Annotated in this window: 15 protein-coding genes; 8 read left to right on the top strand and 7 right to left on the bottom strand. The window is 69.7% G+C overall.

What is annotated here, in order from left to right; genetic code table 11:
* Window positions 1–4: 4 nt before the first annotated feature.
* Window positions 5–862: an SAM-dependent methyltransferase gene (locus tag Pka01_RS19440; protein ID WP_239115131.1), complete on the bottom strand. Its 858-nt coding sequence runs from the start codon at window positions 860–862 to the stop codon at window positions 5–7.
* A 101-nt stretch (window positions 863–963) separates the two neighbouring features.
* A complete protein-coding gene (locus Pka01_RS19435; RefSeq protein ID WP_203884229.1) occupies window positions 964–1,467 on the bottom strand; it encodes a VOC family protein in 504 nt (167 codons plus the stop codon).
* Between the two features lie 120 nt (window positions 1,468–1,587).
* On the opposite strand from Pka01_RS19435, the gene Pka01_RS19430 reads away from it, so the two are divergent.
* Window positions 1,588–1,800, top strand: a complete 213-nt coding sequence (locus Pka01_RS19430; protein WP_203884228.1) for a hypothetical protein — start codon at window positions 1,588–1,590, stop codon at window positions 1,798–1,800.
* Between the two features lie 4 nt (window positions 1,801–1,804).
* Here Pka01_RS19430 and Pka01_RS19425 read toward each other — a convergent pair whose 3' ends face one another.
* The gene (locus Pka01_RS19425; protein ID WP_203884227.1) at window positions 1,805–3,061 is read right to left on the bottom strand and encodes an ROK family transcriptional regulator; all 1,257 of its coding nucleotides are present in this window, start codon (window positions 3,059–3,061) and stop codon (window positions 1,805–1,807) included.
* 107 nt (window positions 3,062–3,168) lie between these two features.
* Between Pka01_RS19425 and xylA the strand changes: the two genes are divergently transcribed.
* The 3 genes from xylA (at window position 3,169) to Pka01_RS19410 (ending at window position 6,634) form a co-directional block, all read left to right on the top strand.
* Window positions 3,169–4,314, top strand: a complete 1,146-nt coding sequence (xylA, locus tag Pka01_RS19420; RefSeq protein ID WP_203884226.1) for a xylose isomerase — start codon at window positions 3,169–3,171, stop codon at window positions 4,312–4,314.
* Between the two features lie 94 nt (window positions 4,315–4,408).
* Window positions 4,409–5,773 (top strand): xylulokinase, encoded by a 1,365-nt coding sequence (xylB, locus tag Pka01_RS19415; RefSeq protein WP_203884225.1) that lies wholly within the window; start codon window positions 4,409–4,411, stop codon window positions 5,771–5,773.
* A 117-nt stretch (window positions 5,774–5,890) separates the two neighbouring features.
* A complete protein-coding gene (locus Pka01_RS19410; RefSeq protein WP_203884224.1) occupies window positions 5,891–6,634 on the top strand; it encodes a DUF998 domain-containing protein in 744 nt (247 codons plus the stop codon).
* A 2-nt stretch (window positions 6,635–6,636) separates the two neighbouring features.
* Here Pka01_RS19410 and Pka01_RS19405 read toward each other — a convergent pair whose 3' ends face one another.
* Genes Pka01_RS19405 through Pka01_RS19390 form a run of 4 tightly spaced genes read right to left on the bottom strand, consistent with a single transcriptional unit; the run spans window position 6,637 to window position 10,513 of the window.
* Window positions 6,637–7,212 (bottom strand): GTP-binding protein, encoded by a 576-nt coding sequence (locus Pka01_RS19405; RefSeq protein WP_203884223.1) that lies wholly within the window; start codon window positions 7,210–7,212, stop codon window positions 6,637–6,639.
* Window positions 7,193–7,561, bottom strand: a complete 369-nt coding sequence (locus tag Pka01_RS19400) for a DUF742 domain-containing protein (RefSeq protein ID WP_203884222.1) — start codon at window positions 7,559–7,561, stop codon at window positions 7,193–7,195. The genes Pka01_RS19405 and Pka01_RS19400 overlap by 20 nt, the downstream gene beginning before the upstream one ends.
* A gap of 13 nt (window positions 7,562–7,574) precedes the next feature.
* Window positions 7,575–7,982, bottom strand: a complete 408-nt coding sequence (locus Pka01_RS19395) for a roadblock/LC7 domain-containing protein (protein ID WP_203884221.1) — start codon at window positions 7,980–7,982, stop codon at window positions 7,575–7,577.
* On the bottom strand, window positions 7,979–10,513 hold the full coding sequence (locus tag Pka01_RS19390; RefSeq protein WP_203884220.1) for a nitrate- and nitrite sensing domain-containing protein: 2,535 nt from the start codon (window positions 10,511–10,513) through the stop codon (window positions 7,979–7,981). Before Pka01_RS19390 ends, Pka01_RS19395 begins: the two co-directional genes overlap by 4 nt.
* A 225-nt stretch (window positions 10,514–10,738) precedes the next feature.
* Here Pka01_RS19390 and Pka01_RS19385 point away from each other — a divergent pair, with 225 nt between their 5' ends.
* The 4 genes from Pka01_RS19385 to Pka01_RS19370 all read left to right on the top strand — a co-directional run bounded on the left by Pka01_RS19385 (window position 10,739) and on the right by Pka01_RS19370 (window position 14,823).
* Window positions 10,739–11,545, top strand: a complete 807-nt coding sequence (locus Pka01_RS19385) for an SDR family NAD(P)-dependent oxidoreductase (protein ID WP_203884219.1) — start codon at window positions 10,739–10,741, stop codon at window positions 11,543–11,545.
* 284 nt (window positions 11,546–11,829) lie between these two features.
* Entirely contained in the window at window positions 11,830–12,936 is a 1,107-nt protein-coding gene (locus Pka01_RS19380) for an acyltransferase family protein (protein WP_203884218.1), read from the top strand.
* 153 nt (window positions 12,937–13,089) lie between these two features.
* A complete protein-coding gene (locus tag Pka01_RS19375; protein ID WP_239115130.1) occupies window positions 13,090–13,299 on the top strand; it encodes an NfeD C-terminal domain-containing protein in 210 nt (69 codons plus the stop codon).
* 30 nt (window positions 13,300–13,329) lie between these two features.
* A complete protein-coding gene (locus Pka01_RS19370; RefSeq protein WP_203884217.1) occupies window positions 13,330–14,823 on the top strand; it encodes an SPFH domain-containing protein in 1,494 nt (497 codons plus the stop codon).
* Window positions 14,824–15,001 lie beyond the last annotated feature (178 nt).

The raw sequence follows: 15,001 nt of genomic DNA, 5'->3' as shown, positions 1-15,001 counted from the left end.
CGGTTCACCCCTTACGGGCGACACCTCCTACGAAGGTGTAATACGTGATCCCCTGCTCGGGGACGACGTCCGGCTCCGGCCGCCATTCCGCCAGCGGGACGAGCCCCGGGTCAAGGAGCTCCAGATCGCCGAAATAGGACACGATCTCGTCGTGGGTGCGCCACCGCCCGGTGCCCAGGTTCTCGTTGAACAGCCTCTCGGCCGAGGAGGCCTGAGCCGACACCTCGGGATGCGCGTCACCGGGGTTGTGGAAGTGCGAGACGGCGAGGTAGCTGCCGGAGGACAGGGCGTCGCGGTACCGCCCGGCGATCCCCTCCGGGTCCTCGTCGTCGTTCAGGTGGTGCAGGATCGCGAAAAGCAGCAGGCCGACGGGCTCGGAGAAGTCGATGAGCCGCGTGACCTCGGGGTGGCCGAGGATCGACTCCGGGTCGCGGACGTCCGCTTCGATGACCGTGGTGTTGCCGTCCTTGGCCAGGATCGCGCGGCCGTGGGCGAGCACGATCGGGTCGATGTCGACGTAGACGGTGCGCGCGTCGGGTGCGAACTCCTGGGCGATCTCGTGCACGTTGCCCTGGGTCGGCAGGCCCGAGCCGATGTCGAGGAACTGCCGCACGCCGGCGTCCCGTGCCAGGTGGCGGACGACCCGCCTCAGGAAGTCACGGTTGGCTCGGGCGGCGGCCGGTGCGTCGGGGGCGATCCGCAGTGCCATCTCCGCCACCTGACGGTCGACGGCGAAGTTGTCCTTGCCGCCGAGCATGACGTCGTAGACCCGCGAGATGCTCGGTTTCGTCGTGTCCACGGGAGACCGGACGTTGTCGTTCGGAGTCTCGGTGGACGTCACGTCGTGGTCTCTGTCCAGCACAGGCCCATCCCTGGTCGCTTCACGGCGCACTGCTCTAGATCACGATAATTGTGATCTTGTCGGGCTGGGGCCGTTTTGCGGTGAGACGGGCTACTCCTGCGCTAAATGGAGACGCCGACGCCGCCGCGAGTCTCGGCTCCGTACCGCTCCTGCTCCTTCGCGATGTCGAGCGGCCGGATCTGGGAACGTCCGGCGAGGGTTTTCTCGTCGAGCAGGGCGGCGGGTACGAGCCACGACACCTCGAACTCGATCCCGTCGGGGTCCTTGGCGTACAGCGCCTTGGTGGTGGAGTGGTCGGAGGCCCCGACCAGCGAGCCCGACTCCGCGAGCTTCACTGAGACGCGCTGCAGTTCCGTGAGGGTGTCCACCTCCCACGCGAGGTGGTACAGGCCCACGGTCGACCGCCCCGCGGCCGACGGCCCGGCCTGGGGGCCGATCTGGAACAGGCCGAGGTCGTGGTCGTTCGTCGATCCCGAGGCCTGCAGGAACGCCGCGCCAGGGAACGTGTTGACCACGCGGAAGCCGAGCACCTCCTGGTAGAAGGCGACGCTGCGCGCCACGTCGCGGACGTACAGCACCGCGTGGTTGAGACGTTGGATCGGCATGACCCCTCCTCGTACTCTTGAACTCTCAAGTAATTCTAGCGCGAGCGGCGTTCCCTGAAACTGTCGGGGCCAGGCCGTACGGTGACCTCCGGACGGGAGCCGACAGAGGGGGAACTCATCATGGCCGCCGACAGTGTCTCGCGAGAGCGCGAAGCCAACCAGGTCCTGTTCCGGGCCGTGCACGACGTGGCGCTCCGCCATGCCGGCGCGCCGTTCCACCAGGTGGTCTCGGCGCTGGCGAGCACGCTGCCGGGCACTCCCCGCCTCGACGAGACCGAGCTCCGCCGGATCGCGGAGGAGATCAGCGTCGGGCGCGATCCCTCCGGTCTGTGAGGCGTCAGGTCTGCAGCAGGGCGGCGGGGTCGGCGATGACGCGCTGGATGACCTGACCGGCCGCGCCGAGCGCGGCGGCCTCGGTGCCGAGCCGGGAGACCACCACGGGCGGCACCGCGTCGCGCATCTGGCCGAGCCGGGAGGTCAGCGTGGCCGTCACCGCCTCGCCGATCCAGGGGAACAGGGGCCCGTAGATCCCGCCGAGCACGATCGTGTCGGGGTCGACGAGGTTGATCGCAGACGACAGGGCGACCCCGAGTGCCCACCCGGCCCGCTCGCAGGCCGCCAGGGCGGCGGGGTCCTGCGCCTGCAGTCGCGCGACGATCCGCGAGATGTCCCCGGCCGTCGTGCCGCCGGTGGCCGCCTGCGCGCCGCCTCCCGCGGCCGCGGCGGCTCGGCTGCCGTTCCCCGTGGTCGTGGCCTGCACGTCGGTTCCTGCGAGGCCGGTCGCGGCGGCGAGGGCGTCCTGGCCCGCGTACTGCTCGAGGCAGCCTCTCCCGCCGCACCTGCAGGCGGGGCCGTCGGGCGAGACGACCACGTGGCCCAGTTCGCCGGCGTAGCCGTGCGATCCCTGGAACAGGCTGCCGCGGACGACGAGGCCGGCGCCGATGCCGATCTCTCCTGAGACGTGCAGGAAGTCGGACAGGCCCGATCCGAACCACAGCTCGCCCAGAGCCGCCAGGTTCGCCTCGTTCTCGACCTGGACGGGGAAGGGCAGTTCGAGCAGCGCCGCCACCGGCACCTCGCGCCAGCCGAGGTTGGGGGCGTTGTGCACGGTCCCGGTCCGCTGGTCGACCGGGCCGGGGACGGCGAGGACTCCGCCGACCACCCGCAACCCCATGTCCACAGCGTCGTCCACAGCCTTGAGCGCGAGATCCCGGAGAAGCGCGACGACATCCCCAGGCTGTGCGAATCGGTTGTCCACAGCCTGTGTACGGCGGAGCCGTACCGTGCGGGACAGGTCGACGACCCGGACGGCCAGATAGTCGACGTTGATCTCCAGCCCGACCGAGGCCACGTGCTCCCCGCTGACACGGACCACCACGCCGGGCCTGCCGCGCTCGCCGTCGCGCACCGCGCCCGTCTCGACCACCAGTCCGGCGTCGATCAGGTCGGCCACGAGCTTGGACACGGTCGTCTTGGTCAGCCCGGTGATCTCCGCCAACGCGGCACGCGTCACCGGCCCACGGGAGTTCACCTCGCCGAGGACGAGCGCCAGGTTCCGCGCGCGCATCGCGTCATGCCGTACGGCCTGCGTCATCACACCCTCCGGGGCCGGGAGTTGAAATCGTAGACATCAGCCACTTGACCCGCCGCACGCGGAGTCCGATATTTAGTCCACAACGTAGACTAAATCAGGAGGCGAACATGTACACCCCCACCCCCGAGGACAAGTTCACATTCGGGCTGTGGACGGTCGGCTGGCAGGCCCGCGACCCCTTCGGCGACGCCACCAGGGCTCCGCTGGACCCCGTTGAGAGCGTTCACCGGCTTGCCGAGCTCGGCGCCTACGGCGTGACGTTCCACGACGACGACCTGCTCGCGGTCGAGCCGGACCGCGGCAAGGCCATCGAGAGCTTCAAGAAGGCCCTCGCCGACACCGGCCTCAAGGTGCCCATGGCGACCACCAACCTGTTCACCCACCCGGTGTTCAAGGACGGCGGCTTCACGAGCAACGACCGCGACGTCCGCCGTTACGCACTGCGCAAGGTCATGCGCAACGTCGACCTCGCGGCCGAGCTGGGCGCCACGACGTACGTGTGCTGGGGTGGCCGCGAGGGTGCGGAGTCCGACGCCGCCAAGGACGTCAGGGCCGCCCTGGACAGGTACAAGGAGAGCATGGACATCCTGTGCCAGTACGTGATCGACAAGGGCTACGACATCCGGTTCGCGCTCGAGCCCAAGCCGAACGAGCCGCGGGGTGACATCCTGCTGCCCACCATCGGGCACGCCCTCGGCCTGATCAGCATGCTGGAGCACCCCGAGATGGTGGGCCTCAACCCCGAGGTCGGCCACGAGCAGATGGCGGGCCTCAACTACGCCCACGGCATCGCCCAGGCGCTGTGGCAGGGCAAGCTCTTCCACCTCGACCTCAACGGCCAGCACGGCCCGCGGTACGACCAGGACCTGGTCTTCGGGCACGGCGACGTGAAGAACGCGTTCTTCCTCGTCGACCTCCTGGAGAACGGCGGCTACGAGGGCCCCAGGCACTTCGACTACAAGCCGCTGCGCACCGAGGACAGCGAGGACGTGTGGGTCTCCGCTGCCGCCAACATGCGGACCTACCTCATCCTCAAGGAGAAGTCCAAGGCCTTCCGGGCGGACCCGGAGGTCCAGGAGGCGCTCGCGGCCAGCCGGGTGTTCGAGCTCTCCCAGCCGACCCTGGCCGAGGGCGAGACCTACGAGGACCTGTTCAACGACGACTTCGACCTCGACGCGGCGGCCGAGCGCGGCTTCCACTTCACGCACCTGAACCAGCTCGCGCTGGAGCACCTGTTCGGCGTCCGCGGCTGATGCCCGCATTCGCGATGCGGGCCGTCGTGACGCCGACCGTCGTGATGCGGGCCGCCGTGACGCCGATCGTCGTGACGCGAACCGGAGGACGGTCATGAGCCTGGTGGCGGGGGTCGACTCCTCGACCCAGAGCTGCAAGGTGGTGATCCGCGACGCGGAGACCGGCGCGCTCGTGCGTGAAGGGCGCGCCACCCATCCGGACGGCACCGAGGTCCATCCCGACGCGTGGTGGGCGGCGTTGCGCACGGCGATCGAGCAGGCCGGCGGCCTGGACGACGTCGAGGCGCTGAGCGTGGCCGCACAGCAGCACGGCATGGTGTGCCTCGACGACGACGGCGAGGTCGTGCGGCCCGCGCTGCTGTGGAACGACACCCGTTCCGCGAAGGCGGCGGCCGACCTGGTGACCGAGCTGGGCGGCCCGCAGGCGTGGGCCGCCGCCGTCGGAAGCGTCCCTGTCGCGTCGTTCACCGTGACCAAGCTCCGGTGGCTGGCCGAGCACGAGCCCGAGCACGCGGGCCGTACGAGCTCGGTCTGCCTGCCGCACGACTGGCTGACGTGGAAACTCGCCGGGTGTCCCGCCGAGATCACCACCGACCGCGGAGACGCCTCAGGCACCGGTTACTGGTCGCCCGCGACCGGGACCTACCGGACCGATCTCCTCCGGTCGGCGATGGGCGCCACACCGGCGCTGCCCCGCGTGCTCGGTCCCGCGGAGCAGGCCGGCCTCGCCGGCTCCGTACGGCTCGCGCCGGGCACGGGCGACAACATGGCGGCCGCGCTCGGCGTGGGCATCGGCCCCGGCGACGTCGTCGTCTCGATCGGCACGTCGGGTACGGCGTTCGCCGTCGCCGAGTCGCCGTCGGCCGATCCCTCGGGAGCGGTCGCCGGGTTCGCCGACGCGACCGGACGGTACCTGCCGCTGGTGGCGACGTTGAACGCCGCCCGTGTGCTGCAGGCGGCCGCACGGATGCTCGGGGTCACCCAGGAGCGGCTGAGCGACCTGGCTCTACAGGCTCCGCCCGGCGCCGACGGCCTGGTGCTCGTGCCGTACCTGGAAGGGGAGCGCACGCCGAACCGGCCGGACGCCACCGGTTCGCTGCACGGGCTGAGGCTGGCCACAGCCACCCCCGAGCACCTGGCCCGCGCGGCCGTCGAAGGCATGCTCTGCGGCCTCGCCGACGCGCTCGACGCGCTCGGGCTGTCGGCGAACAGGGTGCTGCTCATCGGCGGCGGGGCACGTTCCGAGGCGGTCAGGCGCATCGCTCCCACCGTGTTCGGCGCGCCGGTGCTGGTGCCGAGCCCGGGTGAGTACGTCGCGGACGGAGCGGCCCGCCAGGCGGCGTGGCTGCTGTCGGCTGCCCCCGAGGCTCCGCGCTGGGAGGCGGCGGACACGGATCTCTACGAGGCCGACGTCACGAAGGGACTCCGCGACCGCTACCGGGAGGCGAGCGCCGGCTGAGTTCCCCGGAGGCGAGGCCGGGATCCCTACCCTGAGGCGACCCTGAGGGTGTGTCCGGGACATCTTGGGCGTTTACCCGGATGCCCGGACACACCCGCGCAGGGGATCCTCGGAGACATGGTCAAGAGGCTCTATCCCCTGATCGCCTGTGGCGGCATCCTGTACGCGGTGATCTACGTGGTCACGGCTCAGGTGGCCGGAGGCTCGGCCCTCGACCCGGTCACGATGACGATCAGCGAGTACGCCTCGCTGGACCGCGGCATCGGGATCGAGGCGGCCATGGCGGTGCTCGGGCTCTCGTCTCTGGCGCTGACGGCCGGGATGCGCGCCGCCGGCGCACCGATCGACGGCTGGCCGCGTGTCCTGTTGACGGTCTGGAGCGTGTCGCTCATCGCGGCGGCGTTCGTGCCCACGACGGCCGCGGGCCGGGAGCCCGGATGGGCGACCGGCGCGCACCTCGTCCTGTCGGCGGCCGCCTTCGTGAGCGTTCCGGTCGCGGCGACGCTCCTCGCCGGACGGCTGGGACAGGACGGGCGCTGGAGCCCGGCGGCGCGGCCGGTCGAGTGGCTCGCCCTCGCGGGCGGGCTCGGGCTCGCGGCCATCACCTATGTGGCACTGCCGGGACACGGCGTGATGGTGGGCCTGGTCGAGCGACTGCTCCTCAGCACCGAGGTGGCGGTCCTCCTGGTGCTCGCCGTACGGCTGCTGCGGCTCACCTGGGCGGGGACGCTGCGCGAAGTGGCCGGTGCGCGCAGGAGGCGGTTCGTGACCGTCGGGGAGGGGGCCGGTGTGCGGCCGCTGGAGTCGGCGGGGACCACGGGGGCCCTGACGTCCGCAGGACCCCCGAAGCTCGCCGCGTGATCTCAGCGCTGGGCGGCCGTCAGAGTCTTCAGCGCGTGCTCGACCAGCGTGACGAGCACCACCTTGGCCGACGCCCGCCTGCGGACGTCGCAGAGCAGCACAGGGATCTCGGGATCGAGGTCGAGCGCGACCCGGACGTCGTCCGGCTCGTGGCGATCCGCACCGTCGAAGCAGTTCACCGCGACGATGAACGGCGTGCCCCGCTGCTCGAAGTAGTCGATGGACGGGAAGCAGTCCGTCAGGCGACGAGTGTCGGCCAGCACGACCGCTCCCAGGGCGCCGTAGGACAACTCATCCCACATGAACCAGAAGCGCTCCTGTCCGGGGGTGCCGAACAGGTAGACCACGAGGCCTTCACGGATGGTGATCCGGCCGAAGTCCATCGCCACGGTGGTGGTGGTCTTCCCCTCCACCCCGTCGGTGTCGTCCACACCGACGCCGCGGTCGGACAGGATCTCCTCGGTGCGCAGGGGACGAATCTCGCTGATCGCGCCGACCAGCGTGGTCTTGCCGACGCCGAAGCCGCCGGCGACGAGGATCTTCAGAGCGACCGGCTCGTCAGAGGGCGCGAAGGCCATTGATCACTTCCTTGAGAATGCGCTCGCTGGGCTGCGGCGCGACCTTGACCGGAGGCCGTACGACGATCAGCCCTTGGTCGTGCAGGTCCCCGATCAGGACGCGGACCACGCCAAGAGGCAGGTCGACGTCGGACGCGATGTCCGCCACCGACGCCCCCGAGCGCGCGATCTCCAATATCCGCCGTTGCTCGGGACCGATGCTCGTGTCCCCGGGCGGCGGCGTTCCTGTCGACCTCACCATGGAGATGAGGTCGAGACTGTCAGCGGAGGACCGCGCGCGGCCCCCCGTCAGGGCGAAAGGCCGGACGACTGGTCCGGCCTCCTCGTCCATCCAGCGTGGCCCCGTCATGCGGCGCCCCGGTTCATGACGGAGACCGCCGCGGGTTCGTCGAGATGTGCTGGCCGACGCGCTTGACGAGCATGGCCATCTCGTAGGCGATGTGGCCCACGTCGGCGTCGGACGCCGCGAGCACGGCGAGGCAGGTGCCCTGCCCGGCTGCCGTCACGAACAAGAACGCCGACTCCATCTCGACGATGGTCTGGCGCACCTCGCCGCCGCCGAAGTGGCGTCCCGCGCCGCGGGCCAGGCTCTGGAATCCCGCGGCGACGGCGGACAGGTGCTCCGCGTCCTCACGGCTCAGGCCTTGCGACGCGCCGACGACGAGGCCGTCCGTGGAGAGGATCACCGCCTGGCGGACGGCGGCGACCCTGCTGATCAGATCGTCGAGCAGCCAGTTGAGCTCGCCGGTCGACGTCGCTTTGCCGGTCATTCGTCACCCTTCTCGCCCTGCGTGTTGGTTGCGAAGCTTCCGTACTCGTGGCCCTCCGGCTCCTCGGAGTCCTCGCGGCCCCGCCGAGCGCCCGCCTGGAAGGCGGAGAACATGGCCCTGGCCTCTTCCGGCGACCGCTCTTCCGGATCCGGTGTCGGCGCCCCGAGCGGCTGCGACCCGTCGCGAAGCTGAGGAACGATGTTGGCCTGACGTACGCGACGGGGCAGTCCCGCGTGCGTGCCGTTCGCGGTGGAGGTCGCCTGGGCCGCCGGCATGATCGGTTCCACGGCGGGAGCTCCGTCGCGGGCCTTGCGCTCGCGAGTCGTGCGCTCGCGCATCGGAAGGCCGTTGATGGTGGATCCCTTCGACGACGAGCCGGGACCACTCGACGAGACGTCCGCGAACGCGCCCATCCGACGCTTGTCGTCCGAGCCGGGAGCGGAGGGGGAGTCCTGGGAGACCTTCCGCAGGCCCGACCCGAACTCCTCGTCGGGAAGGTCGTCGCGTGCGGCGGAGGGGACGGCCTCGGTCCGCAGCGCGGCGGGCGTGAAGAACGGGGAGGTGTCCGGGCCCGCCCCCTCGGTCGCCGGCTGGGCGGCCGGGGTCTCGGAGACCGCCGCGTGGGAGCTGGTGGGCTGGAGGACCGGGTCCTGTTCGGCCGTCACCGCGGCGGCCGGCGCCGCGATGGCCCGCGTGGCGCCCGCCCCGGCGCTCACGGCGTGGGCCACGGAGCCGGTGATCGCCTCGGGGGATCCGTCGTCGGCCACCAGCGCCCGCGGCATGAGCACGATCGCGGTCGTGCCACCGTACGGCGAGCCTCGGAGCATCACGCCGATGCCGTAACGGGCGGCGAGCCGGCCGACCACGAAGAGCCCGAGCCGGTCGCTGTCGGCCAGGTCGAACTCCGGCGGGTTCGCCAGCCGCTCGTTGATGTCGGCGTACTCCTCGGGCGCCAGGCCCAGACCGCGGTCCTCGATCTCGATGGCCAGCCCGTTGGCGACGACCTCGCCGCGCACCAGCACCTTGGTCTGCGGCGGCGAGAAGATCGTCGCGTTCTCGAGCAGTTCCGCCAGCAGGTGGACGACGTCCGCGACGGCGGAGCCCGTCATGGACGCGTTCGGCATCGTCGGCAGGGAGATGCGGGTGAAGTCCTCGACCTCGGAGATGGCCGCGCGGACCACGTCCATGATCGGCACGGGCTTGCGCCAGGAACGGCCGGGTGCGGCGCCGGAGAGGATGATCAGACCTTCCGCGTGACGGCGCATGCGGGTGGTCAGATGGTCGAGCCTGAACAGGTCCTCAAGGGTCTCCGGGTCCGCCGACCGGCGTTGCATGGAGTCGAGGAGGGTCAGCTGACGGTGGAGCAGGCTCTGCTTGCGCCTGGCCAGGTTGAGGAACATCTGGCTGATGCCGCGCCGCAGGTTGGCCTGGCCGACGGCGGCCTCCACGGCCGTGCGCCGCACCGTGCTGAACGCGTTGGCGACGTCGACGACCTCGCTCGAGCCGGTCGCCTTGATCGGCGGCGCCGCCGCGTCGACGTCGACGTCCTCGCCTCGGCGGAGCCGGTCGACCACGTCGGGGAGCCGTACGTCGGCGAGGTCGAGAGCGGCCTCGCGCAGGCCGGCGAGGTCCCCGACGAGGCGGCGGCCGAAGCGGACGGAGAAGACGATCGTGGCCAGGATCGCCACCAGGCCGAGCCCGCCGGCCACCGCGATGCGGCCCACGATGCCGGTCGCCGCCGAGGTGGCCGCCTCGGTGAGCGCGCCTGTCGCCTTGACCCGAGCCGTGTCCAGCCGGTCGTCGAGGGAGTCGACGGTGGGAGCCCACTTGTCGCGGTCGATGCCGTACAGGCTGCCGGAGGTCTGCGTCACGACGCCGTCCTCGAGCGTGGTGAAGCGGTCGTAGAGGTCGGAGTTCAGTACGTCCTCGTACGGCTGCCGCATGCCGCCCTTGAGGATCGGACGGTACTTCTGGTAGATGAACCGGCGGTCGGCGGCCCATTCGGCGAACGCCTTGTGCTCGTCGCGGGTCAGCCGGCCGCCGCTCATGATGGAGCCGCGGACCAGGGCGTCCTCGCGGGCGATCATCTCGTAGGCGTTGCCCATCGCCTGCATGGCGCTGGCCTGCTGGAAGATGGCCAGGTCCGGCACCGAGACGAGGCGGTCGTAGAGTCCGAACAGCTCGTCCATGACCCCGTTGTAGGCGTTCATCGCCTCGAGCCGGTCGAACTTGCCGAGTGTGACGGACTCGCGGATCGACGGCAGGCGGTCGAGCGAGGCGAGCAGGGCGTCCATCGGCGCCTTGAGGTCGGAGCCGAGGGCGCCCGCCTCCTCCTGCTCCTGCACGGCCTTGTCGAAGGCGTCGACCGCGGAGCCGGTCTTGGCCTGCTGCGCGGTGACCGCGGGCGAGCTCGTCTGGCCCGCGCTGAGCATCCGGATGGTGAGCGCGCGTTCGGCCTGGATGTGCAGGCCGAGGTCGGCGGAGGTCACGCCGACCGCGTCGTACACCGATTTGGCGCGGAGGAGAGTCACCCCGTCGCCGACTGTGAGCTTAAGGACAAATCCCCACAAAGCGCTCAACATGAGCAACGGAAGGAGCAGCAACAAGAAGATCTTGAACCGAATCGACCGGTTTCTGGAACCCATGGCCACTCCTGCAGTGCGTGGAGGCTCGCGCCGCATTTATGGGGAAATGCACCTCCGGAAGATCGCACAGGAGACTAGCACCGATACTGTTCTGGCGCAGTGGAGGTTCTGATGATTACTGTGCTTACTGGGGCGAGTGCCGGAATCGGCGCAGCTGTCGCCCTTGCTCTCGCGAAGCAGGGGCACCAACTAGTGCTCGTGGGGCGCACTCCCACCAGGCTGGCTGAGGTCGCCGACCGCGTCGCCTCAATCACCGGAACCGCGCCGGAGACGTTCCAGGCCGACTTCGCCGTCCTGTCCGACGTCCGGCGGCTGGCGGACGAGTTGCTCGCCAGCTTTGAGCGCATTGACGCGCTCGTCAACAACGCGGGCGTGATGACGACCCGGCGTGAGCGGACCGCGGACGGGCACGAGCTCATGATGCAGGTCAATCATCTGGCCCCCTTTCTTCTGACGAACCTGTTGCTCGACCGCCTGAAAGAGTCGTCCGCGCGGATCGTCACGACCTCGTCGCGGGCGGCCAGGACGGGCAGGATCGACCCCGCCGACCTGTCCCGGGACCGCCGGCGCTGGAACGGATGGCTGCAGTACGGCGACACCAAACAGGCGGGCGCCCTGTTCACCGTCAGCCTCGCCGAGCGCGGCCTGGCGGCCACCAGCCTGCATCCCGGCGTGCTCGACACGGGCTTCGCCGCGGGCACGCTCTTCATGAAGTTCCTCACCGTCGTGCCCGGGATGGCCGAGCCACCCGAGGTGGGAGCGAGCAGGATCGTCCATCTGGTCACCCAGCCCGACGGGGCCGACCACCCGGGCCGGTTCTTCGTCAAGAACGCCCCTGCGGCGGTGCCCCGCACGATGTCCGATCCCGCCCTCGCCGAGGCCCTCTGGTCCGCCAGTCTGACCGCCTGCCACCTCTGACCCCGCGTGGCGCACGTGGCGTGCCGTGGGTGCTTGGGGTGCTTGGGGTGCTTGGGGTGCTTGGGGTGCTTGGGGTGCTTGGGCGTGATCATGCACGCATTCGGCGAGCTGCCGCCTGAGCTGGCAGGGCGCACTGCGTGATCAAGTACGGATTCGTATGAATGCGGTCCGAGCTGCGCAAATTCCGTTCGTGATCATGTAGGAAAGTGGTTGTTGATCGTTCCGGCAAAATTTGTTCGCCGTTACCTATCACGACATACGCGCAGTCGATAGGGTCCGGCACCGTGACCGCGTCTCCCGCCACCTCTGTGAAACCTGGCACGTCCGCTCGTGACCCTCTGCTGGACAACGCCAAGTACCTGGCCATCCTTCTTGTGGTCTGTGGCCACCTCATTGAGAATCTGCGGGATGTCAAGGGCGCGCACGCCCTGTACTTCTTCATCTATCTCTTTCACATGCCGCTGTTCATTGTCGTCAGCGGTTACTTATCGCGAAATTTCACCTTCTCTGCGGGTAAGGCGCGCAAGCTCATCAGCGGCCTCGCCGTGCCGTACGTGATCTTTGAAACGTTGTATTCGATGCCGCGTTTCCTCCTGTACGGCAAGCTGGAGATCAGCCTGCTCGATCCGTACTACCTGACGTGGTTCCTGATGTCGCTGTTCATCTGGCGGCTCTCCACGCCGGTGTGGCTGCAGTTGAGGTGGCCGCTGGTGGTCGCCGTCGGCCTGTCGCTCCTGTCGGGAACGAGCGCGTTGCCGGACGAACTGTCGATGAACCGCACGCTCGGCCTGCTGCCGTTCTACGTCCTCGGGCTCATGCTGAAGCCGGAGCATCTCGACATCCTGCGGCAGCGGTGGGCGAGGATCGCCGGGGCCGCCGTCCTTCTCGTGGGACTCGCCGTCGCCTTCGTCGTACATATGAAGGTGCCGACCGAGTGGATCCGCTGGCGGCACGCGAACTCGGCGATCGGCGTGGACGACCTGACCGGCAGCCTGATCCGGCTGGCCCTGCTGGCCGTCGGGGCGTTGCTGGTGGCCGCCTTCATCGCGATCACGCCGAGGCGCCGCGTGTGGTTCACCGGGCTGGGCGCCGCGACCATGTACGCGTACCTGCTGCACGGTTTCGTCGTCAAGGTGCTCGAACGGTTCTACAACCGGCTCGACACCCCGCTCGGGGTCACCCTGGTGATCGTCTTCGGTGTGGTCCTCGCGACCGTGCTCTGCACGTGGCCCGTCCGGTTCTTCACGAAATGGGCGGTCGAGCCGAACATGTCATGGGCGTTCACCAAACTCCGTCGTCCGGAGCCTCAGGCCAAGGCCGGATCGCCGGCGCCCGCGGCCCCGGCCGACAGCGAACGCGACCACTCCCGAGAGCCTGCCGTACACGGCTGACACCTCCCTAATGCCGATAAGGCGTATTACCTGGGGAAATGCGGAATACCGGAAAGTCGTACGGGGGACACATCGGTACATCTCCCGTGAATAATGACGTAGCGGTTTCTGGCGAGTAACCTGCGTATTCGCAGTGAATGCGAAGACGACGGGGTGACACGGGTGGTCGGCAGGCAGGGCAGAGTCACGGGCAAGATCGGTCCGGGCCTTGTCGGTGAGGTGATGGTGCCGATCCGCGGGGGAGTAGAGGCGTTCTACGCCTATCCGAGCGTGCCGGACGAGGAGATCCCGGTGGGATCGATCGTCGTAGTCGTGGAGTATTCACCGCCACGTTCGGTCTACGTCGCTCGCGCGATCGCCTGACCTTCCCACCCCCTTGCCGCGGAGGCTCGCATGCCTACGGAGTTCGCCTTTCTGGGCGGCGCGATCATCGTCGCCCTCATCGTCGTCGTCTTACTGTTCAAGGCCGTCTGGCGGGTGGCCGAGCCCAACGAGGCCATGATCATCTCTGGCCTCGGCGCCCGGTCGAAGAACGACCTGGCCGACAGCCTGGGCTTCAAGATCGTCACGGGTAAGGGCACCGCCGTCCTGCCGGGCTTCCAGACCGCACGCCGCCTCAGGCTGGACAGCCGCGCGGCCAACCTCCAGGTCTCGTGCGTCACCCAACAGGGCATCCCCGTGCAGGTGCGCGGTGTGGTCATCTACAAGGTGGGCGACGACTTCGCCAGCATCGCCAACGCCGCCCGGCGGTTCCTCGACCAGCAGGACTCGATGAACGGCGCCATTCACGAGCTCTTCACCGGCCATCTGCGCTCGATCATCGGCAACCTCACCGTCGAGGACCTCATTCTCAACCGCGAGCGGCTGACCAGTGAGACGCGCAGTTCCGCCGCCGACGAGATGAGCAAGCTCGGGTTGGTCGTGGACTCGCTGCAGATCCAGGAGATCGACGACGAGACCGGCTACATCACGAACCTGGGCAAGCCGCACGCCGCCAAGATCGCCGCCGCGGCGCGGATCGCCGAGGCGCAGCGCGACCAGGAGGCCACGGAGGCCGAGCAGGTCGCCGCGGCCAAGAAGGCCGCCGCCATCCGCCAGGCGCAGATCCAGCAGGCCGGATACCAGGCCGAGGTCGATCAGGCCGCGGCCAAGTCGCGTCAGGCCGGCCCGCTGTCGGAGGCCACCGCCCGTCAGGAGGTCGTCGTCCAGGAGACCAGGGCAGCCGAGCTTGAGGCCCAGTTGGCCGAGCAGCGACTGCAGTCCCAGGTCCGCAAGCCCGCCGACGCCAAGGCGTACGAGACCGTGACGCTCTCGCAGGCCGAGCGCGACGCGCGCATCGCGCAGGCCGAGGCCGAGGCCAAGGAGACGGAGCTCCGCGCGGTGGCGCAGGCGTCCCAGGTGAAGCAGGCGGCGGCCGCGGACGCCGAGTCGGTACGGGTGCGCGGAGAGGCCGCCGCGGCGGCGACGAAGGCGACCGGAGTCGGTGAGGCGGAGGCCGCGAAGGCGCGGGGCCTGGCCGAGGCCGAGGCGGCGAGGGCTCGTGGTCTGGCCGAGGCGGAGGCCGCCAAGGCACGCGGCCTCGCCGAGGCGGAGGCGATCCGGGCACGGTCGGAGGCGCTGGCCGAGAACCAGGAGGCCGTCATCGCGCAGCAGTTGGCCGAGAACTGGCCGCAGATCGTGGAGGCGGGCTCCAAGGCGTTCGGCAACGTCGATCACATGGTCGTGCTGAACGGCGCGCAGGGGATCGAGGAGATGCTGGCCAAGGCCCTGACGCTGGGTGGAACCGGTCTCGGTCTGGCCCGGTCCCTGCTCGCCAAGGGAGGGCCCGCGAGCGTCAACGGCTCCGAGCCGCCCGCGTCCCCGATCGCCCCCGACCCCCGGGCGTGATCATGCACAGGTTCGTGGACGGCCTGCGTGAGCAGGCCCCCCACGGGTCGTGATCATGCACGGATTCGAGTACGGCCGTGCGGACCTGGGCGGATGTCTTGCGTGATCATGCACAAGTTCGGGGTCGCAACTGCTGACCTGCGGAAGCGCGTTTCGTGATCATGCAGCGGTTGGTCTG

It is taken from the genome of Planotetraspora kaengkrachanensis, assembly GCF_016862895.1.
Lineage (GTDB): Bacteria > Actinomycetota > Actinomycetes > Streptosporangiales > Streptosporangiaceae > Planotetraspora > Planotetraspora kaengkrachanensis.
This window is presented reverse-complemented; position numbering and strand designations above follow the sequence as displayed.